This is a genomic window from Anaerococcus tetradius ATCC 35098, assembly GCF_000159095.1.
GTDB lineage: Bacteria > Bacillota > Clostridia > Tissierellales > Peptoniphilaceae > Anaerococcus > Anaerococcus tetradius.
Genome location: NZ_GG666297.1, coordinates 98182 through 120945 on the forward strand (window position 1 = coordinate 98182; position 22764 = coordinate 120945).

Genomic DNA, 22764 nt, shown 5'->3' on the forward strand with positions numbered 1-22764 from the left:
AATTATAGTTTATTTGCAGGATTAGTCAAATCAAGAAGGGTTATGAACGTTTTTGGTTGAAAATGGTAGATAATGACGATATAATATACTTATGATAGTTGAAAAGAGATTAGACCTTATTATGGATGCCCTTCTTAGAGAGAAGAAAGTATCTAATAAGTATTTGAAGGATTTGTTAAAGACTAGTGATTCGACCCTAAGGCGTGATCTGGATCTGCTAGAGGATGCTGGAAAAATTAAAAGGGTACATGGAGGAGCTATCCTAGATATTAGGGCTGATGAGAGAAGTTTTTACGATAATGAGAAAACGAAGCTTAGAGAAAAGAAGCTTATAGGAAAAAAGGCAGCAAGTTTTATTAAGGATAAGTCTTTAGTTTACATAGATGCAGGTTCTACCACAAGCGAGCTTATTGATTTTATCGAAGCAAGACAGATAAGGATAGTTACTAATGGTCTTATGCATATTAATAAGTTAGTGGCTAAGGGGCTTGATACTATAATTCTTGGTGGCAAGCTCAAGGCAAAGACTATGGCAACTACTGGACTTGTAGCTATGAATGAGCTAGAAAATTTTAGCTTTGATTTAGCCTTTGTTGGGGCTAATGGATATGATGATGATTATTTCTATACGGCTGATATTAATGAGGCCTTGATTAAAAGAAAGGTTATTGAGCTTTCTGATAAGGCTTTTGTCTTGGCGGATAGGTCCAAGGCCCATAATTTTTATCATGCAAAGATTTGTAGGAGTGATGAAGCGATTTTGATAGGGGAGGATGAATGATTTATACATTGACGACCAATCCATCCATTGATTATATTATGAGATTTGATTCTTTCGTAGATGGTGCGACAATTAGGGCAATTTCTACAGAAAAATACGCTGGTGGCAAGGGAATCATGGTTTCTAAAATTCTAAGGAATTTGGGAAATGATCCGATTAATATAGGCTTTGTGGGTGGTTTTACTGGTGAATTTATCAAAGATAAGCTAAGAGAGCTTGGAATTAGGGAAGAATTTACTAAAATCAAGGGAGATTCAAGGATTAACGCCAAGCTTAAATATGATAAGGAAACTGAAATTAACGCAGAAGGTCCACATATTGATGGGGAAGAGATTGAGAGATTTTTCGAAAAGATTAAAGAAATAGGCAAGGACGACCTTCTTGTTATATCTGGTTCACTTCCAAAAAGCCTTGACAAGGACTTTTATAAGCAAGTAATAAAGAAGGCTAAGTGCGATTTTACTATTGATATAGCGAACAAGGAAGTTCTTTCTTATCTAGGATATAAGCCAATCTTAATTAAGCCTAACAAGGAAGAATTAGGAAATATTTTTGAAAGAGATATAGACAGCTTCGATGAAATGGTAACTTATGCTAAGAAATTAGTAGGGCTTGGAGCTGAAAATGTGATAGTATCCCTTGGCAAAGAAGGTTCTATCTTTGTGGATAAGGATTGTGTTTATCGTGCTAAGGCGATTGATGGTAAGCTTGTCAATTCCGTAGGGGCAGGAGATTCCATGGTTGGAGGTTTTGTCCATGGTATAAGGGAAGGATTAACTAAAAAGGATGCCTATAAGCTGGCTGTCGCTTGTGGTACAGCAACTGCCTTTAGTCCAGATATAGGAAGCAAGGAAAAAATTTATGAAATTCTAAAAAAAGTGGAGGTAAGTGAAATTGGAAATTAGAGATTTATTAAAAGCCGACCTGATGATCTTTAATCTAAGTGCTAATGATAAGAAAAGTGCTATAGAAGAGATTGCTGATAAGTTTTATGAAAAAGGCTATGTAAATAGTAGGGAAGATTTCAAAAATGGTCTTATAAAAAGGGAAGAAGAAGGATCAACTGCCCTAGGCGAATCAGTTGCTATCCCTCACACCAAAAATGAAACGGTCAAAGAGCCAGCAGTTCTTTTTGCAAGAAAAGTTGGAGGCCTTGACTATCAAGCCCTAGACGGCGAGCCAACAGAAATATTTTTTGCCATAGGAGCACCAGCTGGAGCAAACAACCTCCATGTAGAAACCCTAGCAGAGCTTTCCAAGATGCTCATGAAAGATGGCTTTATAAATGACCTAAAGAAGTGTGAAAGTGCTGATGATGTTTATGGAGTAATCGAAAAATACTCAGAAAAAAAGAAAGAAGTTCTTGAAGAAAAAGCACCAGCAGATAAGGCAAGTGATAAGAAGCTAAAGCTTCTTGCAGTTACAGCTTGTCCAAACGGCATAGCCCACACTTACATGGCCCAAGAAGCCCTCGAAAAAGCAGCAGCTAAGGCTGGAGCAAGCATCAAGGTAGAGACAAATGGCTCTGATGGTATCAAAAATAGACTTACAGACAAAGAAATCGAAGAAGCAGATGTAATAATAATTGCAGCTGACAAAAAAGTTGAAACCAACAGATTTGATGGCAAGAAAGTCATCCAAAGACCAGTATCTGATGGAATCAGAAAGGCAGACGAATTAGTAGCAAAAGCCATCAGGGGCGAGGCTAATATTTTCCATGGAGATGGAGAAAAAGGCACAGTCAAAGAACAAGCGAGTGGGGGTCAATCCTTCTGGCAAAAAATCTACGGAGATTTGATGAATGGTATTAGCCACATGCTTCCATTTGTAATCGGTGGTGGAATCCTAATGGCAATATCTTTCCTAGTAGAAAGATTTGCTGGAGATAAGTCCCTTGCCTTCAGCTTCCTGAATGGTCTTGGTGGAGATTCTTTCACCTTCCTAATCCCAATCCTTGCAGGTTTCATCGCCATGTCAATAGGAGATAGACCAGCCCTCATGCCAGGTATGGTTGCAGGTCTTATGGCAAGCAGGGGAGCAGGCTTTATTGGTGGTCTAATCGGTGGTTTTATAGCAGGCTATGTTGTAAATTACATGAAAAAGGCTACAAGAAACCTTCCAAAATCAATTGAAGGTCTAAAGCCAATGCTAATCTATCCAGTCTTTGGTCTATTAATAGTAGGGGCTATAATGTTCTTTGTAATAGATCCAATCTTTACAGGCATAAACAGCTTCATCAACAACTGGCTAACAAGCCTATCTGGTGCAAACATGCTAGTGCTTGGAGCAATTCTTGCAGGAATGATGGCAGTAGATATGGGGGGGCCTATCAACAAGGCAGCCTACGCCTTCGCCATAGGTGCCTTCACAGATACAGGAATTGGAACCTTTATGGCAGCAGTAATGGTTGGAGGAATGGTTCCACCAATCGCCATAGCAATCGCTACAACTTTCTTTAAGGATAAATTTACAGAAAAAGAAAGAAAGACAACAATTACTAACTACATTTTGGGATTAAGCTTTATAACAGAAGGAGCCATTCCTTTTGCAGCAGCAGAACCTACCAAGGTTATACCAGCAAGTGTTATAGGATCAGCTATAGCAGGAGCAATAGTTGGAGCTTTCAATGTATCAGCACCAGCTCCACACGGAGGAATCTTCGTCCTAGCAGCTATGTCAAGCCTAAGCCAAGCAGCCCTATTTATAGGAGCAGTCCTAGTAGGCTCAATTGTAGGTGGACTAATCTACGGAGTAATTAAGAAAAAGGCCTAATATAAGAAAAGCATCTCTCTTAGGAGAGATCTTTTTTTGTTACTTTGTAAAGCGGATGTAAAATGTTTTCCTCAATATTGTCAAAAATTATCAAATATTTTATAATAAAGTAAAGGAGGAGATCATGAAGAAGAAAATTAAGCTTGTTGTTGGAGCAGTATTAGCTCTTTTTATTATTTTAGCCTTAGCCATGGGGATCTTTATTGGCAGTGCGACCTTTAATGGCCTTACTAATCTTATTAGTAGGGAGGATACTATAAAAAATATCAGCCTCTATAAGGATAAGTATGATGAGTTTGCCAAAGATAAGGATATAGAAGAAATCAAGATAAAATCGAGCAAAGACGAGCATGATATCCCTGCTATTTTTGTAAATAATCCAAAATCTAAGGGGACTTGCGTAATGGTCCATGGTTTGGGTGGGAGCAAATATTCCCTTTATAGGCAAGGGCAGATTTTTTATGATTTAGGCTTTTCTCTTTTAATCTACGATCAGAGAAACTCAGGGGATAATGAGGCTAAATATAATACCTTTGGGATTTTGGAGTCCTTTGACACTCTTGATGTTATTAATTTTGCCAAAGCAAAGGAAAATGCCAGAAAGCTTATTTTGTACGGTGAATCTTACGGTGGGTCAACTTCCCTTATCGCTTGTGGAAGAGATGATTCAGACATTGACTATCTAATCTTAGATTGTCCAGTAGCTGATAGCAATGAGATTGCCGATGAAAACTTTTTAAAGATAGAAAAGGATAAGAAAATTCCAGTTGATTTTATGAAATTTTGCGGAAATATCTTTCTTAAGATGAAATTAGGCTTTACTCTAAAAGATATAGATGCCACGAAGTGGGCAAAAGAAGTAGATTGTCCAACTCTCATAATAAACTCAAAGGCTGATAATATAACTCCAGTTCATATGGGAGAAGATATTTATAAAAGCATAAAATCTGATAAGAGAGAAATTTACACAGGAGAGAACTTCGCCCACACTAAATTTTCTGAAGAAGACCCAAAAGGCTTTAGGAAAGTTGTAGGGGATTTCCTAGGAAAATATTAGTAAACTGAAATTTTCCTATAATGAAGTATAAATATTTTTGGGTATGATAATACTATGAATAATTTAGAATTTTGTAAAGATTTAATAAATTTTATTGATGCAAGTCCTGTTTCTTATTTTGCTGTAAAAAATGCGACAGATATTTTAAGGAAAAGGGGCTTTGTAGAGCTTAAAGAAAATGAAAAGTGGGATATAAAAGCTAAGGGCAAATATTTTGTAGTTCGTGATGGGACTGCTCTTTTTGCTGTGGACTTGGGAGAAGATTTGACAAGGGGCTTTGATATAATAGGTTCTCATACAGAATCCCCTTGTTTCAAATTAAAGTCAAAGGCAGAGATGACAGATGCAGGTTATCTAAAGCTAAATGTAGAAGTCTATGGAGGAATGATTTATTCTACTTGGCTTGATAGAACCCTTTCCCTTGCTGGTAAAGTTCTTTTTGAAAGGGAAGGAAGTATTGAAGAGGCCCTTGTTAATATTGATAGGGATTTACTGACTATACCAAATGCAGCAATTCATATGAATAGGGCTGTCAATAAGGATTTTGTTATAAATCCCCAAGAAAACCTCTATCCTCTAGTAAAAACTATAAAGGATAGGGCTGAGGCAGATGGCTTTATACAAAAGCTTCTTGCAGAAGAGATTGGGGTTAAGGCAGCTGATATAATCGACTACGACCTTGCTCTTTATGATAGGCAAAAGGGAGCAATAATCAACGATATGTACCAAATAGGAAGGATTGACAATCTAGGATCCGTTCACGCTTCTTTAAGAGCCTTTGTTGATGCCCAAAGCAAAAAGGCTAATTGTTTGATTTTAAATGATAATGAAGAAATCGGTTCAAGGTCAAGGACGGGAGCCTTTTCTCCTTTCTTAAAGGATTGCTTAAAGAGATTAATCCTTGCGATAGGCCTTTCTGAGGAAGATTACTATATAGCAATAGAAAATTCTTATCTAATAAGCGCTGACCAAGCCCATGCAATCCATCCAAACTTTAAAGGCTTTTCTGATCCAACTAATGAGGTTAGGATGAATGGGGGTCTTGTTATTAAGCTTGCAGCCAATGGAGCCTATACTTCAAGCGTAGAAACTAAGGCGAGAATCCTTAAAATAGGAAGAGATTTGGGACTAAATATCCAAACTTTCCACAATAGAAATGATAAGCAGGGAGGTTCAACTATAGGACCAATCGCTTCTTCAACTATAGGAATTAAAAGTATAGATGTTGGCGAGCCAATCCTTGCCATGCACTCCATAAGAGAGCTTGGTGGAATAAATGATCACAAGGATGCTTATGAAATATATAAAAGATTTTACGAGGAGGACTAAATGGCAGTAGTAGAAGTTTGCCTAATACCAATAGGCACAAAGGAAACATCAGTTAGCAAGTATGTAGCAGAAGCTGAGAAAATCCTTATGGCAGAAGGAGTAAAGTATAAATTAAACCCAATGGGAACAGTTATAGAAGCTGATGCTGATAGGGCCCTAGAAGTTATAAGAAAAATGCAAGAATCTGTCTTTGCCAAGGGGGCAGATAGGGTCTATTCTGTTATCAAGATGGATGATAGGAGAGATAAGAAAGCAAGCATGGAGCAAAAAATTAAATCAGTTGAAGATAAATTATAAGAGGGGCTGTTGCAAAATTATGAATAATCATCGTCCCATCATTAGAAGGTTCTCTTAGGAAATTTTACCTCTCCTTGCCGGTGGGCATATTAGTGCCTGCCGGCTGATGGAGGCTATTAGCCCGTCGGCAAGGTGAGACTTTCCGTGGAGGTTATTCTAATGATATTGGGACGATTTATTCATTCTGCAACAGCCCCTTTGTGTTTTATTCAATACAAAAGAGGTCGTAAGATTTTTTTTCTTAGGACCTCTTATTCTCTTCAAATCATCTTTTGGATTTTACTATAAGCATTCATTAGGATTAGACCGAATATTGAATTTACAACCATAGCTACTAAGACTACTGGCATAGATGGAATGAAGAGATTTAATTGTTTAGTTATGCCAAGAGCTATGGTCAAGAAAGTAACTCCACTAATCAAAGTTCCTAGGGCAAAGATAAATACAGTTTGTAACTTTGTTAAGTTCCTGCCAGTTCTTTTTAGAATATAAAAAACTACAAGGGATACTATCATCTTTTCCACAAGATTTGGAATTTGTCCTCCAGGAAAGTTAGTTGTAAGGGCACTCATAACGCCTCCACATAGGCCGACCAAGATAGCTTCTTTGATATCTTCTGATATTATAAGTGATATAAACATCATTGATAAGAGAAAGTCTGGTTTAATGCCGCCAAAAATTGGTGGTACCATAAAGTGCATTACAAGTCCAAGTGCCATAAAGATTGCTGATAGGGTTAAGTTTCTAGTTTTCATAATTTCCTCCTTATTTTTAAAAACAAAAAAGCCCGCTCCATATAGGAGCGAGCCAAAGCCCACGGTGCCATCCCTTTTGTCTAAAAGACATCTTTAGATACATACATATCCTATCCCTATAAGGTGGGAATACCCGCCGGCTACTAGAATTCACCTTTGATCTGATAGATCCATTCACAAGTTAACATCCAGAAATTTTCATCAACCATTTCCTTTCTGTAGGATAGTTAATCTTCTTACTACTTCTATCTACGATTATTTTTACTATAGTATAAATATAAATCCTTTTTTATCTTTTGTCAAGTTTTTTTAGAAAAGTGGTCCTAAATATCTTAGGATAAATATTACAGCTAGGACGTAAATTAGAGGAGATACCTCCTTGCCCTTGCCTGTAAATAACTTGATTACTGCATAAGAAATCATACCGAAGGAAATACCTTCTGCTATTGAATAAGTTAGTGGCATCATTAAGATGGTCATAAAAGCTGGGAAGGCTTCTGAAATATCAGAAAAGTCTATTTCCGCAACTGTAGTAATCATAAATAATCCAACTGTAACTAGGGCTGCTGCTGTAGCAGCTGATGGAATTATTGAAAAGATTGGGAAGAAGAAGGCTGAAATTACAAAGCATCCTGCTGTAGCAAGAGCTGTAAGACCTGTTCTACCACCTTCAGCAACTCCTGATGATGATTCTACAAAGGTTGTTACTGTACTTGTTCCAAGGACAGCTCCACAAGTTGTGCCAACGGCATCAGCTAGGAGGGCTTTTTTGATTTCTGGAAGATTTCCATTTTCATCAAGCATCTTAGCCTTAGTTGCAACTCCTGTAAGGGTTCCTAGAGTATCGAAGATATCTACGAACAAGAAGGAGAAGAGGACTGAGAACATTTCAAAAGAGAATATATTTGAAAAGTCTAGTTTGAAAAATACTGGCTTAATTGATGGTGGCAAGGAAACTATGTGAGAATCAGGAAAGTGTGTAACTCCCAAAATTAGAGATAGGATAGTAGAGATGAGTATGCCCCAAAGTAAGGCTCCCTTAATCTTTCTTGCTGTAAGAATTACCATTATGATAAGAGCAAAGAAAAATATAAAGCAATTAGCACTAGTCAATTCACCTAGGGATAGGGAAATTTGTCCTAATTTGATAACACCTGCATTAATTAAACCTATTTCTGCTATAAATAAACCAATACCAACTGAAACTGCTTTTTTTAGATTGATAGGAATAGAGTTAAAAATTGCTTCTCTAACACCTACTAGTGACAACAACATAAAGATAATACCTTCAAAAAATACTGCTGTTAGAGCATATTGCCAAGGCTTACCCATTTGCATAACAACTGTGTATGTAAAAAATGCGTTAAGTCCCATACCTGCTGAAAGAGCGAATGGAAGATTAGCATAAAAGGCCATCATTAACATGGCTATAACACTTGCTATGATTGTTCCGGTAAATACTGCACCGTAATCCATACCAGCTTCTGAAAGAATTTGAGGATTAACTGCTAGGATATATGACATGGTCATGAAAGTAGTAATACCAGCCATAATCTCTGTTTTGGTGTCTGTCTTGTGCTTTTGTAATTTAAAAGCTTTTTCGAAAAAAGAACTTCCTGTCATTTTTTTCCTCCTTTATTACTTTTCTCATTTAAATATATACCCCAATTTTATAAAAGATACATCTTCTCTTTTAATTTATTAAAATCTACATTATAATAGTCATAGGAGGAAGTTTTGACGACTAAAAATATAATACAGCTGATTTTGATAATCTTGGGCATTATTTTTTCTGCCTTCTTTTCATCATCAGAAACAGCTCTAACTAGCATTAATACATTTAAAGTTAGACAAATGGAAAAAAATGGGGTGAAAAACTCCAGTATACTAAAAAAATTAATCACCAACATCAGCAAGGTCCTTACTACAATCCTTATAGGAAATAATATTGTAAATATAGTAACGACAACTATTGCGACAGTGTTTTTTACTGATGTGTTTGGGGCAAAGGGGGCGGTAATATCACCTATTGTTTTAACCATAGTTGTTCTGATTTTTGGAGAAGTAACACCCAAGAATATAGCTGCAGCTAATTCCGAAAAGCTCGCCATAAAGGTTGCAAAGGCAATTAGGTTTTTTAATATCATCCTAACACCCCTATCTTTTGTGCTCGGTCTTATTACAAATTTCATAAGCAGAATCTTCGTTACAGAAAATGTCGGAAGTGATAGGGTTACTGAGGAAGACCTAAAGACTATAGTCGATGTTTCCGAGGAACAAGGAGTAATCAATAACGAAGAAAGTGAGATGATTAATAACGTTTTCGAATTTGGTAATTCTGATGTATCAGACATTATGACAGCTAGAACCAATATGGAGGCTATATCTGTAGATATGCCACTAGAAGAGTTAAAGAATTTCCTTAAAATTTCAAATCATTCGAGAATTCCAGTTTATGGCAAAAATATAGACAATATTTTGGGTATCTTACATATGAAAGATCTTGTTAGCCATTTGGCCCAAGACAAGGATCTTAATATAGCAGATGTTATTAGACCTGCCTTTTATGTCTATGATAATATGCACATTTTTGATCTTTTTACGACCATGAGAGGGGAAAATCTATCCCTTGCTATAGTTATTGATGAGTATGGAGGAACAAGTGGTCTTGTAACTATCGAAGATATAGTAGAAGAGCTGGTTGGAGAAATTGACGATGAGTATGATTCAGCCTATGAAACGATTTATAAGATTAATGATAAGGAATATCTAGTAAATCCTTCTATTCATTTGAATGACTTCAATGATTATTTTGACACTGACCTTGAGGAAATAAAAAACGATTCGATAGGGGGCTTTGTAATAGATAAGCTTTCGAGAATCCCTAAGCAAGGCGATAGTGTAAGGGTAGGAAATATAAACATCATGGTTTTGCAGGTGGACAGGTACAAGATTGAAATGCTTAAAGTGAATTTTCTATAAGGAGTAAAGATGAAAGAAGTAGTTTACATCACAGGACACAAGAATCCAGATACGGACTCCATAATGAGTGCCATTGCCTACGCTGATTTGAAAAATAGGCTAGGCGAAGTAAAAGCTATTCCGATTAGGCTGGGCAAGCTTAACCCAGAAAGTAAGTTTGTCCTCGATTATTTTGGGCTTGAGCCTCCAAGGCTTAAAGAATCAATCAAATTGCAGGTTAAGGATTTGGACATAGATACAGGAAATATAATTGATCCTTCTATAGCCATAAGGTCTGCTTGGGATATCTTCCAAAAGGGTGATGCCAATTCCTTATCGGTTGTAGATGCTGATGGCAAAATCGTTGGCATAGCTTCCTTATCGAATATCACCCGTGCCTATATGGATGTGTGGGATGATAAAATCCTAGGCCGTAGCAAGACTCCAATTGATAATATCATTGACGTTTTAGCTGCAAGGATAATCTATCTACCAGATGATCCTCGTGCCTATGATGGTAAGATGACAGTCTTTGCTATGAATGATGACAAAGGGGCTAACCTAGAGGATATTTTTGTGGAAGGTGATATAGTTATTTCAGGAAATAGGGATGACTATTATGAATATCTCCTAAATAAAAAAATTGGGCTCTTAATCCTTACCCATGGGGCTTTTATGACAGAAGATATGATTGAACTTGCCAAGAAAAACAAGGTTACAGTTCTTTCAACCGAATACAATTCCTTTATGACAGCAAGGCTACTTCCTATGACAATTCCTGTTAGCCATGTTATGACTAAGGAAAATTTGATTTATTTTACTACTGAAGATAATTTGGATACAGTAAGGGATGCCATGGCCAAGTCTAGATTTAGGTCCTATCCAGTTGTTGATTCATCAGAAAGGATAGTCGGCTCTGTTTCAAGGTATCATTTGATTTCTTCTGCCAAGAAAAAACTTATCCTAGTCGATCACAACGAGAGAAATCAATCAATTGATGATATAGAAGAAGCAGAAATTCAAGAAATCATAGACCATCATAGGGTCGCTAATATCCTTACAACAGGCCCTGTGTTTTTTAGGGCAGAGCCAGTAGGTTCTACTGCAACAATTATTTCTGAGATGTATCTAGAAAGTGGTATTAGACCAAGCAAGCAAATAGCAGGTATTCTTTGTGCAGCTATGATATCCGACACTCTTTTGTTTAGATCTCCAACTACAACCGAAACAGATAGGAGAATCCTCGATAGGATGAGTAAGATTGCTGACTTAAACCCAGAAGCCTTTGCTGATAAGATGTTTAGGGCTGCTACATCTCTAAAGGGGAAATCTGCAGGAGATTTGGTTGAAGGCGATGTAAAAACCTTTAATATAGCAGGAGAGGACTTTAGGGTAGGTCAAGTAATGACTATGAATCCAGAAGAGCTTATTCCAATAATGGAAGACCTAAAAGATTTGATGGATAAAAAAATTAAGGCAAAGAACGAATCAACCTTTGTTCTAGTCCTAACAGATATCTTCAATGAAAGAAGTGAACTCTTGGTAGTAGGTGATCATTTTGAATCCATAAAAGAGGAATTTGGAGAGCTAACAGAAAAGGGCACTATCAACGCACCGGGGGTTTTAAGTAGGAAGAAACAAGTAATTCCAAGAATTACAGCAGCAGTTATAGCAGATAAATAAGATAGAAGGCTTTTGTAATATTTTACAAGGGCCTTTTTTGGGGGCAATAATGGAAGAATTAGATTTGTATGATGAAAATAGGATAAGGACTGGAAAGACTTACATAAGAGGAGATGTCATGCCAGAAGGCACTTATAGGCTAATTGTTCACTTGTGTATATTTGACGATAGTGGGAGGCTACTTATCCAACAAAGGCAAAAAAGCAAATCCATGGGAGGACTTTGGGATATAACTTGTGGAGGGGCTGCGAAGGCTGGAGAATCTAGTAAAGAGGCAATAGAAAGAGAATTAGGAGAAGAGCTGGGTATCAATTTAGATTTTTCAAAGAAAAGACCAATTCTTACAGCCAATTTTCAACATGGCTTTGATGATTTCTACCTAATTAGAGAGGATGTCGACCCTAGAAAGCTCAAGCTTCAAAAAGAGGAAGTGGAAGCTGCTAGATGGGCAAGTTATGAGGAAGTGATGGACTTAATCCAAAAAGAAAAATTTGTAAAATATAAGAAAAACTTCATAAAACTTCTCTTTGACTTAAATTGTGATTATAGGATAGTAGAGATATAGTATTAGAAAATAATTTAGCTTTTAATTGCAAAGAAGTTTTTCTTTGTGTTATAGTATAAAAGATAAGGAGAATTTATGGAAGAAAATAAAGTAGTAAAAAAATCGTCGTTAACTCGAAATATTTTGATAGCACTTGTTTTAGCTATCGTTATCGGCTTATTAATGCAAAATCACTCTGGCTTTCTAAATTCATACATAAAGCCATTTGGAGATATATTTCTTAATCTAATCAAATTCATAGTAACACCTATAGTATTTTTCTCAATTATAGGAGGAATAGTCTCCATGAAAGACATTAGAAAAGTCGGTGAAGTTGGAATATTTACCATTATTTATTATTTCCTAACCACTGCTTGTGCTTTAATTATTGGTCTAGGCTCTGCTAGAATATTTAAAAATATATTTCCAATAATTGCAACAACAAACTTGAAGTTTGAAGTCCAAGCTAAGGTATCTTTCATGGATACCCTAGTAAATATTTTCCCTAAGAACTTCCTAGCCCCAATGGTTGAGGCCAATATGCTCCAAATTATTGTAGCCTCCCTTGTAGTAGGAATTTCTATTTTATTAATAGATAAGATTAAACAGGATAAGGCAATTGATGCAATAGAAGTTCTTAATGCAATATTTATGAAGGCTATGGAATTAATAATCGAGCTATCTCCCCTAGGAGTCTTCTGTCTCTTAGTTCCTGTTATAGCATCAAATGGACCAAAAATCATAGGCTCTCTAGCCTCAGTCCTTCTTGTAGCTTATCTTGCCTACCTAATCCACGCCCTAGTTGTTTATTCAACAACTGTAAAGCTTTTAGCTAAGATTAGTCCCCTAGAATTTTTCAAAAAAATGTCGCCAGCTATAATGTTCGCCTTCTCATCAGCTTCATCAGTAGGAACCTTGCCAATTAATATCAAATGTTGCAAGGAACTAGGAGCAGATTATGATGTAACAAGCTTTGTCCTTCCCCTAGGAGCGACGATCAATATGGATGGTACTGCAATCTATCAAGGTGTCTGCGCTATCTTTATAGCATCTTGCTACGGAATCGACCTAAGTCTTGGTCAAATGCTAACCATAGTCTTAACAGCAACTCTTGCTTCAATAGGAACAGCAGGAGTCCCAGGAAGTGGTATGATAATGCTTGCCATGGTTCTACAATCAGTAGGACTTCCAGTTGAAGGAATAGCCCTAGTAGCCGGAATAGACAGGATATTTGATATGGGAAGAACAACCCTAAATATAACAGGAGATGCAACAGCAGCTGTTATAAATACTTATAGGCTTAGAAAAAAGGGTAAAATCGCATAAAAGTAGAAAACTGCAAAGAATTTAACATGAGCCCCTAAATCAAGAATTTGGATTTAGGGGTTTTCTTATGACAAATTAAAGCTCAAAGAAAATTAATCTTATTGCTTTGTTATCAGAAGTTTAATATAATATATTTGGATAAAGCTTACTAATATATTAAAGTATAAAAAGGAGTAAAGATGAAGAGAAAAAACATAGGGAAAATGGCTTTGATAATGGCTCTTTCTACTAGCCTACTTGCCTTAAATCCAATAGATATTTATGCCCAGGACGAAAATGTTTCAAATGAAAAAGAACAGTCTCAAAAAGGAAATATGACTGAAGCCGAGGCTAAGGCAGACTATGAAAAAGTCAAATCTAAACTAGAAACTAGTGAAAAAAATTACCAATACAGCAAGGAAGATCAGCAAAATAATGATAAGGCTATTGAGAAGCTAGAAGATGAAATAAAAGATAAAAATAACAAAATTGAAACTTCTAATGAGCAAATGAAAGATAGCTTAAGAAAACAAAAAGATGAAGAAGAAGAAAAAATAAAGCTTGGTGAAGGAAAAAAAGAAAAGCTTGAAAAAGACTTTCAAGCAAAAGATGTAGAAATAGCCCAAAATAATGAAAAAATCGAAACAACAAAGACTCAAAAAGAAAATGCTGAGAAAAATTTAGCAGATGAAAAGGCTAATAATCCTACTTATCTTGAAGAGTTCAATAAGGCTGAAAGTGAAGTAAATTCAGCAAAAGAGAAAGAAGCTCAAGCTAAAAAGAATCTTGATGAGAAGGAAACTTTATTAGAAGCTAAAGAAAAGGCCATAGATGAAAAAGAAAGTGCAAGAAAAAAAGAAAGAGATAAGCTAAATGAGAAAGAAGCTGAAATAAAAGGCTTGGATAAAGAATTAGCAGACAATAAGCAACTTTTGCAAGAAAAAAAAGAAGCTCTAAAAGGACTTGATCCTGAAAGCGATGCCTATAAAAAGCTAAGTGAAGAAATAGAAGGTCTGGAAAAAGAGCTAAAGCTTAAAGAAGAAGAGATAAAAAAACTTAATGATGAAAAAGTCCAATTAGAAGAAGAAATTAATAAGCAAAAAGATGACTTAAATAAACTAGATAAAACCAATAAGGACTCTGATAAGATTAAGACTCTTGAAGGCGAAAAAAAATCGAAAAATCAAGAAAAGGCTAAAATAGAAGAAACAAACAAGGCTATCGATGGAGAGATTGCTGGGCTTAATGAAAAAGTAGAAGTACAAGAAGAAGAGAAAGCTAAAAAACAAAGAGAGCTTGACGGACTAAAGGCAGAAAAAAGTCAAAAAGATACAGAAATTAGCAAGATAAGGGAAGATGTTTCTACTAAAGAGTCTAGCCTTAAGGAAAAAGAAGATGAATTATCTAAGTTAAAGGCTAAAAATGATGTTGAGAAAATAAAGGCAGAAGCCCAAAAACAATGGGATAAGGGTTCAGTAGGATTTTTTGAAGCAAATGGATCTCAGGATGCTCTTGACGTATTTACAAAAGAAGTTCCTCATGATAAATTCCATGGCACTGGGAAAAATTCTGCTTTATATCTAGAAGCTAATAAAGAAATGACTGCTGATGATTCTAGAAGCCTTGAAAGAATGAAAGAATCAATAGATGCTATTGATGAAGTAAATAGGATAAGACAGGAAAAAGGTGGCATTGATAGAAGAAAACTTTCTATAGTAGGTATTTCAGATTTTGAAATGGCTGTAGCTCAAGCTAATGCCAACTATTCTCAAGGTTATATGGGTCATGCTAGCCAATATAATCCACCTTTTGAAAACTTATCTTGGGCAACAAATAACACAGCAAGAAAGGCTTTAGAGGGCTGGTATAGTGAAAAAGAATTATTTGATAAGCTTAGAGAAAAGGGATACAAGTCCAGATCCGAAATGGAAAAAGCATTAGATGAAAATTTAGGCTTGAAAGAAGAGTTAAAAAAATATGGCTTTACTGAATTTCAATTGGGTCACTACACAAACTTAGTTGATGACTTGATGTGGCCAAAAGACTTTACTCACAAGGACTCAACAGTTGCAGGTTATGCTATAAGACCATCAGATCTATTCAAGGATAGAACATCTACTCCAGCCCAAGTACACTCCCTAGTCCTAAATGCGAGAACTGATCAAGAAAGACATTCTAAGATTTATTCGGTAGAAGAATATAGGAATAAATTTAACGCTTATTGTAAGGATCTTCAAGATAAGATTGAAGGCAATGTAGGTATTAAAGATGAAGACAAAAAAGCTATTGAAAATCTAGAAAAGGAAATTCTAACTTTTAAAACTGATTTGGAAACCCGTAAGGATAGTTTAGCTAGTAAGGAAAAAGAACTCAAGGCTAAAGAAGATTATATTAAGGATAAAGAAAATGCTTTATCAACACTTAATCAGGCTATAGGTCAAAATAAAGATAAAATTAAAGAAGATAAGCTAAAAAAAGAAAAAAATACTAAAAAGATCGAAGAACTAAGCGAGGCTATAAAAGGCTTAGAAAAAGAAATTAAAAATATCAGAAGTTCAAATAGCGACTATAATAGCAAACCAGAAGAAATTGAAAAGGCTATTAAAGAAAATGAAAGAACACTAGAAGAGAAAAATAAAAGTCTAGCTGATCTTAAAGAAAGCAAAAGTTCTTTAGAAAAAGACCTTGAAGATAAAAAAACAAAGTTAAGGACTGAAGATGAAAAAAGAGTAAGGCTTAATGAAGAAATTAAATCTTTAGAAGCTTCTATTAAAGAAAAAAACGAAAGCTTGAATAAGGCTAAGGATCAAAAGAAAGGCTTAGAAGAAAATATCAAGCAAATTGAAGATGATAAGAAAGCTCTAGAAGATGAGAAGACTGCCCTTGCTAGTGATTTAGAAAAAACTAAAGAAGATTTGTCAAAGAAAATTGAAGAAAAGAAGGCCAAGGAAGAATCATTGGCAAAACTTAAAGTAACTAAAGAGAAAACAACAAATTTTGAAAAAGAAATCGAGGAGAAAGGTCAAACAATTGCTGACTTAGAAAATAGCAATAAAAATTTATTAGAGGCAAAGAAACTTATAGATAAAGAAGAAAAAGCCCTTGTTAAAGAAATAAGTGAAGCTAAGGCTAAGCTTGAAAGCTTGAAAAAAATCGACCTTGCTGATGAGAAAAGCTTTAAGGATAACTTGGAATTAAGTAAGCTTTATAAGAAAAAGCAAAATCTAGAAGAAGAAGTAAAGGATGACCAAAAAAGGCTTGAAAAACTTGTGGCTAAGGGTGAAGAATTGAAAGCTAATTTAGAAGAGGCTAAAAAAGTCTATGAAAAAGACTTAGAATCCTATAATAAAGCCAAGGCAAAATTAGATGAATTTAAGAAAAATGAAAGGGATTTTTCTAGTATTATTCTAAAAGAGTCAAAAGAAAAAACGAGTGATAAAAAGTATGAAGAGCTAGAAGATGCCCTCTTTGAAATAAAAAATGATTATCTCTTTAATGACATTAGAAAAGAGGAAGGTAAATTCTACGAAAAAGTTATAAGCTATGAAAGAAAAGATGACAAATCTATCGAAAAAATCTTTGACGGACTCGAATATTACAACAGAGAAAGCATAGGAAAACTCTTAGTAAAAGCTGATAATCACGAGCTATCTTTCATAGAAGCTATCTTTAAAAATAAGCTAAATTCTAATAAAGACCTAAGACTTTCAATTTTTAAAGATGATAAGTATATAGAGAATCTATTCAAAGATTTATTTACAACAAATATTAAGGGTGTAGAAGTTGTTCTTTCTAAAGATAAAAGAAGCTATCTAAGAGCTAACTTTATGATAAATGGCAAATACTATAGCCTAGAAGGAAGAAATCTTTCTAGTGAAGAATTTGTAAAAATCACATCTAAGATAATTGAAAATATCAAGAGCAAGCAAGCAGACGAAAGAAAAGTAAGTCTAGGAAAACTTGCTATAGCAAGGGATGAGCTAAGTGTCAATAGTAAAGCTATTGAAAAACTTTTAAATGAATATCCAAATATAGTTAAAAATTCAGCAGAGAAATTGAGAGCTTACCTAGTAAAGGCAAGAAAATTAATAGAAAGAGCCAACTTTATCCTTATGGAAAAGTAAATTATTAATTGTTAGTATCAACCTAAATCCTGATAAAGGAATGAGGGTTGATACTTTTTTTGAAAAAAATCGGCTATGTAAATAATGGCTTTTGTCTGATAAATAAAAAAACCATCAGCCTTAGCCGATGGAAATTTTATTTATTGAGTTCTGCTAGTAGGTAGTCGCAGTCCATTCCATGCACCATACAAGCTTCCTCTAAGCTTTCGTATAGGGAAGATGGACAAGCTATACAACCCATACCTGCCATCAAGAGTGTGTTGATAGCTTCTGGTTTTATTTGGATTATCTCGCCTATAATCATATCACGAGTAATTTTCTTCTTAGCAGTTGTGTCTGTTGTTTTGTTTTCTTCTAAAGCCATAGATAGACCTCCTTGTTAGTATTATTTTACTATAAAAATTTATGTATTCAAAGCAGTTTACTAGGGATTGTTTTATTATATAATATATACAGGAGGATATATGAAAAATCAAGAAAAAATATTAGATGAAATAATGGAAGATAGAAATAAATTGCTAAAAATAAATAAGGAGATAGAAGGAATTAATAAGTCTATCCCTTTTTGGAAAATCTTTGCGATTCCCTTATTTATATCTTTGCTTGTTTTTGCTCTTAGTTTTAAATTTTCTCTTACAGATAGCCAAAGAATAGGGATATTTATGGTTTTATTCGCCCTTACCTTGGTGGTATTTACGATAAATACTAGGAAGAACATAAGGATACAAAAGGATATCTTGATAGATGAGAGAAAAAAAATTCAGCACAAAATTTTTGAAAAGACTAAGCTTATGGCAAATGAGGAAAATAATAGTGAGAACAGTTAATTATTCAAAAACAGAAGAAAGAATAAATATAATAAGCCATGGTATTGGATTTATCCTGAGCCTTTTGCTCTTTATACCAATAATTGTTTCTAAAGCAAGAGAAGGGGAAAGTATGATGGTTTTGGCATGGTCGGTATATTTTTCTGCAATAGCGATCATGTTTTTGGCATCAAGTCTTTATCATTCGATGACTAATCCAACGGCACGTCTGATTTTTAGGGCTATTGACCATGGGGTAATCTATTTAACCATAGCTGGTTCCTATACACCGATAATTCTTTTGGCAGTTAATTCCTTGTTTGGAGTTGTGATTTTCATTTTGGTTTGGATTCTTGCCATAGCTGGGATCATAATGAATATTATTGCCTTTGCCATTGGAAAAGAAGAAAAAATAAGTAAGGCGTCTATGATAATTTACATAATTATGGGTTGGATATCCTTGTTTTTGATCTACGATATCTTTAAGAAACTTGGGCCTTCTTATCTTATCTATCTATTTTCTGGGGGAATCCTTTATAGTGTAGGAGCTTTCTTCTATTCAAAGAAAAATCTTAAATATAATCATGCAATCTGGCATATTTTTATAATATTTGCGACTTATGCAATGTTTTTAGCTAATTTCATCTACCTTACTTGATATTGAAAAGCTAAAGGTGGCTAGTATAGTATTAGCAGTCAGAGATTAAGAGTGCTAAGGAGGAAATATGAAACAAGAATTTAAAGCGGAAGCTAAGAAAGTCATGGATCTTATGATTAATTCCATTTACACAAACAAGGAAATTTTCCTAAGAGAGTTGATTTCCAATGCTTCAGATGCACTAGACAAGTTATATTATCAAGACTTAAAGAGTGATAATTCTACAGATAAGTCTGATTATTATATAGAGCTTATCCCAAATACGGAAGAGAGAAGCCTTATTGTAAGAGATACTGGTATAGGAATGAATGAAAAAGACCTAATCGAAAATTTGGGTACTATAGCTAAGTCAGGAACTGAGATTTTTAAGAAGTCTGTGGAAGATGCTGATGTCAAAGATCTTATCGGTCAATTCGGTGTAGGTTTTTATTCAGCCTTCATGGTAGCAAGTAAGATAGAGGTTTTGACCAAGAAATTTGCAGATGATAAGGCTTACTTGTGGACTTCAGAAAATGCTGACTCCTATGAGATAGAAGAAGCCAGCAAAGAAGGTCATGGAACTGATATCAAGCTATATTTTAAGGAAAGCTCAGAAGATTTTGATTATGACGAATTTTTAGACCAATATAGGCTTAAAAATCTAGTAGAAAAATATTCTAACTACATCAGATACCCAATCAAGATGCTTGTGACTAAGACAAGAAAGGCAGAAGATTCAACCGATGAGGATCCAAAGTATGAGGACTATAAGGATTATGACATCCTAAACTCAAATAAGCCAATTTGGAAGAAGAATAAGTCGGAGCTTGAAGATAAGGACTACATCAATTTCTACAGGGAAAGCCACTACGGCTTTGATGAGCCAATTTCTTGGATACACTTTTCAGTAGAAGGACTCGTAAGTTTTAAGGCCCTACTCTATATACCAAAGAAGGCTCCTTTTGATTTTTATTCTAAGGATTACAAAAAAGGCCTTGAGCTTTACTCCCATGGGGTTAAAATAATGGACAGGTCAGAAGACCTACTTGATGATGCCTTCTCTTTCGTTAAGGGTGTTGTAGACAGTGATGATATCAGCCTAAATATTTCAAGAGAGACCCTCCAACAAGATAGGCAAGTACGAGTTATCGCTAAACAAATCAACAAGAAAATCAAACAAGCTCTAGCTGATTTACTTAAAAATGATAGAGAAAAATATGAATCCTTCTTTAAGGAATTTGGCAATAGCCTAAAGGTATCAATTTATGAATCCTTTGCTGCTAACAAGGAAGAATTGGAAGATCTCTTGCTCTTTTATTCAAGAAAAGAAGATAAGCTAATAAGTCTTGCTGAATACAAAGAAGCTATGAAATCAACAGATGAGGATATACTCTATGCAGTTGGCGACAGCCTTGAAAGAATCAAAAATTCACCAGTCCTAAGCCAAATAGATGAAGACAGAGATGTCCTCCTCCTAGACGAAAAGCTTGATGAGTTTTTAATAAAGATGCTAAAAGATTATAAGGACCTTCCTTTCAAGTCCATTAATCAAGTAGAAGAAAATGAAAATGCTGATGAGGATGAAAGTGATAAGAAATTAGTAGACTTTGCCAAAGAAAACACCCCAGATGATGTAGTCGATGTTAGATTTACTGATAAGATGGGAGACATACCATCAATGATCAAGCAAAGGGGAGAAGTTTCTATAGAAATGGAGAAAACTCTCAAAAATCAACCTCAAGCTATGGGTATCAAGGCAGATAAGGTTCTTGAGATAAACAAGAAAACTAGGGCCTATAAGTTACTTATAGAAAATTTGGATAAGGATAAAGATAAGGCAAAGATGATAATTGGACTTTTACTAGACCAAGCAAGACTTATGGAAGGCCTCGAAATAGAAGACCCTGTTTCTTATACAAAAAATATATGGAAATTAATTTAGGAGCTAAGATGGAATATGCTAGAAAAAATGTTTGGCTAAACATAGACCAAGCTAAGAAAGATGAACTAGAAGAAGTAGCCAAAGACTATATGGCTTTTATGGATAAGTCAAAGACAGAAAGACTTGCAGTAAAAGAAATTGTAAGAAGAGCAGAAGCCAAGGGATTTAGAAATATAGACGAACTTATAAAGGAAAAATCCCTAAAGGCTGGAGATAAGGTCTATGCCAAAAATAGGCAAAAGGCAGTTGCCCTTTTTGTAATTGGAGAAAAGGACTTTGAAGAAGGAATGAGCATAATAGGAAGTCACTTAGATAGCCCAAGACTTGACCTAAAACCTGTTCCTTTATACGAATCAAGGGGCATATCCTATCTAAAGACCCACTACTATGGAGGAATTAAAAAATACCATTGGGTAAATATTCCCCTAGCCCTCAATGGAGTTGTCTTTGACAAAGAAGGCAAAAAAATTGACGTATCAATTGGTGAAAAAGAAGATGAACCAGTATTTTTCATCTCTGAGCTATTAATCCATCTATCAAAAGACCTAAACGAAAAAAAGGCCAGCAACGTAATAGAAGGCGAACAACTAAACATCATGGTTGGATCAATTCCTCTAGCAGATGAAAAAGACAATCCAGTAAAGAAAAATATCCTAAAAATCTTAGAAGAAAAATATAATATTTCAGAAGAAGACTTCCTAACAGCAGAATTTGAAGTAGTTCCTGCAAACAAGGCAAGAGTAGTTGGCCTCGACTCATCAATGATTATGGCCCATGGTCATGATGATAAGGTCTGTGCCTACACTTCACTCAGGGCAATACTAGAATGTGAAAATCCATCAAAGACCCTAGTAGGACTCTTTGTCGATAAGGAAGAAATAGGCTCTGTCGGAGCAACAGGCATGAGCTCACAATTTTTTGAAAACACTGTAGTAGAATTAATGAACCTTAGAAATGACCTAAGCCTTGTAAGCTTTAAGAGGGCTATGAAAAACTCTAAAGTATTATCAGCAGATGTAACCCTTGCAGAAGATCCAAACTTCCTAGAAGCTACAGAAGAAAATAATACCGCAAAACTTGGTTATGGTGTTGCCCTTACCAAATACACAGGCTCAAGAGGCAAGGGAGGATCTAACGATGCTGACGCAGAATACCTCCAAGAAGTAAGACTTGCTTTCGAAAAAGGCCAAACAATTTGGCAAACTGGAGAACTAGGCAAAGTTGACCAAGGTGGTGGAGGAACAATTGCCTACATTCTTGCTGAATATGGCATGCAAGTAGTCGATTGTGGAACGCCAGTAATATCCATGCACGCACCCCTAGAGCTCGTAAGCAAAGCCGATGTTTATGAGACTTACAGGGCCTATAAATCTTTTTACAAAAATATTTGACAAGCCCTAATACAAGCGTATAATTAATTAATTTGACATTACTTGTAATTCATAGTATAATAGTAAACATAACGAATGAGAGGATGATTAAATGGCACATAAATCAGTTCAAGACATTAGAAATGAAGTAATAAGTAATGTGGGTAAGGAAGTTATTCTCAAAGCAGATATGGGAAGGAAAAGAACAAAAACTAAGACGGGAGTCATAGTAGATGCCTTTCCTAGTGTATTTACAGTAAAAGTAAACAATGATTTTGATGTGGAAAGAACAGTATCTTACACATACTCAGATATCCTAACATCAACTGTAAAACTATCAGCTGATTAAAAACAAGACTCGGAAGCAAAATTTTTGCTACGAGTCTTGTTTTATTTTTAAT

At 35.2% G+C, this 22764-nt stretch carries 19 protein-coding genes; 16 read left to right on the forward strand and 3 right to left on the reverse strand.

Features of this window, described 5'->3' with window-relative positions; all coding sequences use genetic code 11:
- The first annotated feature begins 91 nt into the window (after window positions 1-91).
- The 6 genes from HMPREF0077_RS05690 (at window position 92) to HMPREF0077_RS05715 (ending at window position 6236) form a co-directional block, all read left to right on the forward strand.
- A complete protein-coding gene (locus HMPREF0077_RS05690; RefSeq protein ID WP_004837028.1) occupies window positions 92-781 on the forward strand; it encodes a DeoR/GlpR family DNA-binding transcription regulator in 690 nt (229 codons plus the stop codon).
- Window positions 778-1686: a 1-phosphofructokinase gene (gene pfkB / locus HMPREF0077_RS05695; protein ID WP_004837029.1), complete on the forward strand. Its 909-nt coding sequence runs from the start codon at window positions 778-780 to the stop codon at window positions 1684-1686. Before HMPREF0077_RS05690 ends, pfkB begins: the two co-directional genes overlap by 4 nt.
- A complete protein-coding gene (locus HMPREF0077_RS05700) occupies window positions 1676-3553 on the forward strand; it encodes a PTS fructose transporter subunit IIABC (RefSeq protein ID WP_040349542.1) in 1878 nt (625 codons plus the stop codon). The genes pfkB and HMPREF0077_RS05700 overlap by 11 nt, the downstream gene beginning before the upstream one ends.
- 124 nt (window positions 3554-3677) lie before the next feature.
- On the forward strand, window positions 3678-4610 hold the full coding sequence (locus tag HMPREF0077_RS05705; RefSeq protein WP_004837031.1) for an alpha/beta hydrolase: 933 nt from the start codon (window positions 3678-3680) through the stop codon (window positions 4608-4610).
- A gap of 54 nt (window positions 4611-4664) precedes the next feature.
- Window positions 4665-5939 carry a M18 family aminopeptidase gene (locus HMPREF0077_RS05710; RefSeq protein ID WP_004837032.1) on the forward strand — a complete coding sequence of 425 codons (1275 nt, stop codon included), beginning with the start codon at window positions 4665-4667 and terminating at the stop codon, window positions 5937-5939.
- Window positions 5940-6236: an MTH1187 family thiamine-binding protein gene (locus HMPREF0077_RS05715; RefSeq protein WP_004837033.1), complete on the forward strand. Its 297-nt coding sequence runs from the start codon at window positions 5940-5942 to the stop codon at window positions 6234-6236.
- Between the two features lie 260 nt (window positions 6237-6496).
- Here HMPREF0077_RS05715 and HMPREF0077_RS05720 read toward each other — a convergent pair whose 3' ends face one another.
- Window positions 6497-6991, reverse strand: a complete 495-nt coding sequence (locus tag HMPREF0077_RS05720) for a tryptophan transporter (protein WP_040349503.1) — start codon at window positions 6989-6991, stop codon at window positions 6497-6499.
- Between the two features lie 309 nt (window positions 6992-7300).
- The gene (locus HMPREF0077_RS05725) at window positions 7301-8614 is read right to left on the reverse strand and encodes an NCS2 family permease (protein WP_004837035.1); all 1314 of its coding nucleotides are present in this window, start codon (window positions 8612-8614) and stop codon (window positions 7301-7303) included.
- A gap of 114 nt (window positions 8615-8728) precedes the next feature.
- On the opposite strand from HMPREF0077_RS05725, the gene HMPREF0077_RS05730 reads away from it, so the two are divergent.
- The 5 genes from HMPREF0077_RS05730 (at window position 8729) to HMPREF0077_RS05750 (ending at window position 17608) form a co-directional block, all read left to right on the forward strand.
- A complete protein-coding gene (locus HMPREF0077_RS05730; protein ID WP_040349505.1) occupies window positions 8729-9973 on the forward strand; it encodes a hemolysin family protein in 1245 nt (414 codons plus the stop codon).
- Window positions 9974-9982: 9 nt separating this feature from the next.
- Window positions 9983-11635 carry a putative manganese-dependent inorganic diphosphatase gene (locus tag HMPREF0077_RS05735; RefSeq protein ID WP_004837038.1) on the forward strand — a complete coding sequence of 551 codons (1653 nt, stop codon included), beginning with the start codon at window positions 9983-9985 and terminating at the stop codon, window positions 11633-11635.
- A gap of 49 nt (window positions 11636-11684) precedes the next feature.
- Window positions 11685-12200 carry an NUDIX hydrolase gene (locus tag HMPREF0077_RS05740; RefSeq protein WP_004837039.1) on the forward strand — a complete coding sequence of 172 codons (516 nt, stop codon included), beginning with the start codon at window positions 11685-11687 and terminating at the stop codon, window positions 12198-12200.
- Between the two features lie 75 nt (window positions 12201-12275).
- A complete protein-coding gene (locus HMPREF0077_RS05745) occupies window positions 12276-13505 on the forward strand; it encodes a dicarboxylate/amino acid:cation symporter (protein WP_004837040.1) in 1230 nt (409 codons plus the stop codon).
- A 179-nt stretch (window positions 13506-13684) separates the two neighbouring features.
- Window positions 13685-17608 carry a coiled-coil domain-containing protein gene (locus HMPREF0077_RS05750; protein WP_004837041.1) on the forward strand — a complete coding sequence of 1308 codons (3924 nt, stop codon included), beginning with the start codon at window positions 13685-13687 and terminating at the stop codon, window positions 17606-17608.
- 136 nt (window positions 17609-17744) lie between these two features.
- Here HMPREF0077_RS05750 and HMPREF0077_RS05755 read toward each other — a convergent pair whose 3' ends face one another.
- Window positions 17745-17972 (reverse strand): DUF1858 domain-containing protein, encoded by a 228-nt coding sequence (locus tag HMPREF0077_RS05755; RefSeq protein ID WP_004837042.1) that lies wholly within the window; start codon window positions 17970-17972, stop codon window positions 17745-17747.
- A 100-nt stretch (window positions 17973-18072) separates the two neighbouring features.
- Here HMPREF0077_RS05755 and HMPREF0077_RS05760 point away from each other — a divergent pair, with 100 nt between their 5' ends.
- The 5 genes from HMPREF0077_RS05760 to HMPREF0077_RS05780 all read left to right on the forward strand — a co-directional run bounded on the left by HMPREF0077_RS05760 (window position 18073) and on the right by HMPREF0077_RS05780 (window position 22712).
- Window positions 18073-18435 (forward strand): hypothetical protein, encoded by a 363-nt coding sequence (locus HMPREF0077_RS05760; RefSeq protein ID WP_004837043.1) that lies wholly within the window; start codon window positions 18073-18075, stop codon window positions 18433-18435.
- Window positions 18422-19072: a PAQR family membrane homeostasis protein TrhA gene (trhA, locus tag HMPREF0077_RS05765; protein ID WP_155811737.1), complete on the forward strand. Its 651-nt coding sequence runs from the start codon at window positions 18422-18424 to the stop codon at window positions 19070-19072. Before HMPREF0077_RS05760 ends, trhA begins: the two co-directional genes overlap by 14 nt.
- A 67-nt stretch (window positions 19073-19139) precedes the next feature.
- Window positions 19140-20993, forward strand: a complete 1854-nt coding sequence (gene htpG, locus HMPREF0077_RS05770; protein ID WP_004837045.1) for a molecular chaperone HtpG — start codon at window positions 19140-19142, stop codon at window positions 20991-20993.
- An 8-nt stretch (window positions 20994-21001) separates the two neighbouring features.
- Entirely contained in the window at window positions 21002-22384 is a 1383-nt protein-coding gene (locus HMPREF0077_RS05775; RefSeq protein WP_211204684.1) for an aminopeptidase, read from the forward strand.
- Between the two features lie 91 nt (window positions 22385-22475).
- On the forward strand, window positions 22476-22712 hold the full coding sequence (locus HMPREF0077_RS05780) for a Veg family protein (protein WP_004837047.1): 237 nt from the start codon (window positions 22476-22478) through the stop codon (window positions 22710-22712).
- The last annotated feature ends 52 nt before the right edge of the window (window positions 22713-22764 follow it).

Coding starts and splice junctions, on each gene's coding strand:
- HMPREF0077_RS05775 (WP_211204684.1), top strand. CDS start 21,002: ATGGAATATGCTAGAAAAAATGTTTGGCTAAACATAGACCAAGCTAAG.
- HMPREF0077_RS05750 (WP_004837041.1), top strand. CDS start 13,685: ATGAAGAGAAAAAACATAGGGAAAATGGCTTTGATAATGGCTCTTTCT.
- HMPREF0077_RS05710 (WP_004837032.1), top strand. CDS start 4,665: ATGAATAATTTAGAATTTTGTAAAGATTTAATAAATTTTATTGATGCA.
- HMPREF0077_RS05740 (WP_004837039.1), top strand. CDS start 11,685: ATGGAAGAATTAGATTTGTATGATGAAAATAGGATAAGGACTGGAAAG.
- HMPREF0077_RS05760 (WP_004837043.1), top strand. CDS start 18,073: ATGAAAAATCAAGAAAAAATATTAGATGAAATAATGGAAGATAGAAAT.
- HMPREF0077_RS05725 (WP_004837035.1), bottom strand. CDS start 8,614: ATGACAGGAAGTTCTTTTTTCGAAAAAGCTTTTAAATTACAAAAGCAC.
- HMPREF0077_RS05720 (WP_040349503.1), bottom strand. CDS start 6,991: ATGAAAACTAGAAACTTAACCCTATCAGCAATCTTTATGGCACTTGGA.
- HMPREF0077_RS05715 (WP_004837033.1), top strand. CDS start 5,940: ATGGCAGTAGTAGAAGTTTGCCTAATACCAATAGGCACAAAGGAAACA.
- HMPREF0077_RS05735 (WP_004837038.1), top strand. CDS start 9,983: ATGAAAGAAGTAGTTTACATCACAGGACACAAGAATCCAGATACGGAC.
- HMPREF0077_RS05690 (WP_004837028.1), top strand. CDS start 92: ATGATAGTTGAAAAGAGATTAGACCTTATTATGGATGCCCTTCTTAGA.
- HMPREF0077_RS05705 (WP_004837031.1), top strand. CDS start 3,678: ATGAAGAAGAAAATTAAGCTTGTTGTTGGAGCAGTATTAGCTCTTTTT.
- HMPREF0077_RS05745 (WP_004837040.1), top strand. CDS start 12,276: ATGGAAGAAAATAAAGTAGTAAAAAAATCGTCGTTAACTCGAAATATT.
- htpG (WP_004837045.1), top strand. CDS start 19,140: ATGAAACAAGAATTTAAAGCGGAAGCTAAGAAAGTCATGGATCTTATG.
- HMPREF0077_RS05755 (WP_004837042.1), bottom strand. CDS start 17,972: ATGGCTTTAGAAGAAAACAAAACAACAGACACAACTGCTAAGAAGAAA.
- pfkB (WP_004837029.1), top strand. CDS start 778: ATGATTTATACATTGACGACCAATCCATCCATTGATTATATTATGAGA.
- HMPREF0077_RS05780 (WP_004837047.1), top strand. CDS start 22,476: ATGGCACATAAATCAGTTCAAGACATTAGAAATGAAGTAATAAGTAAT.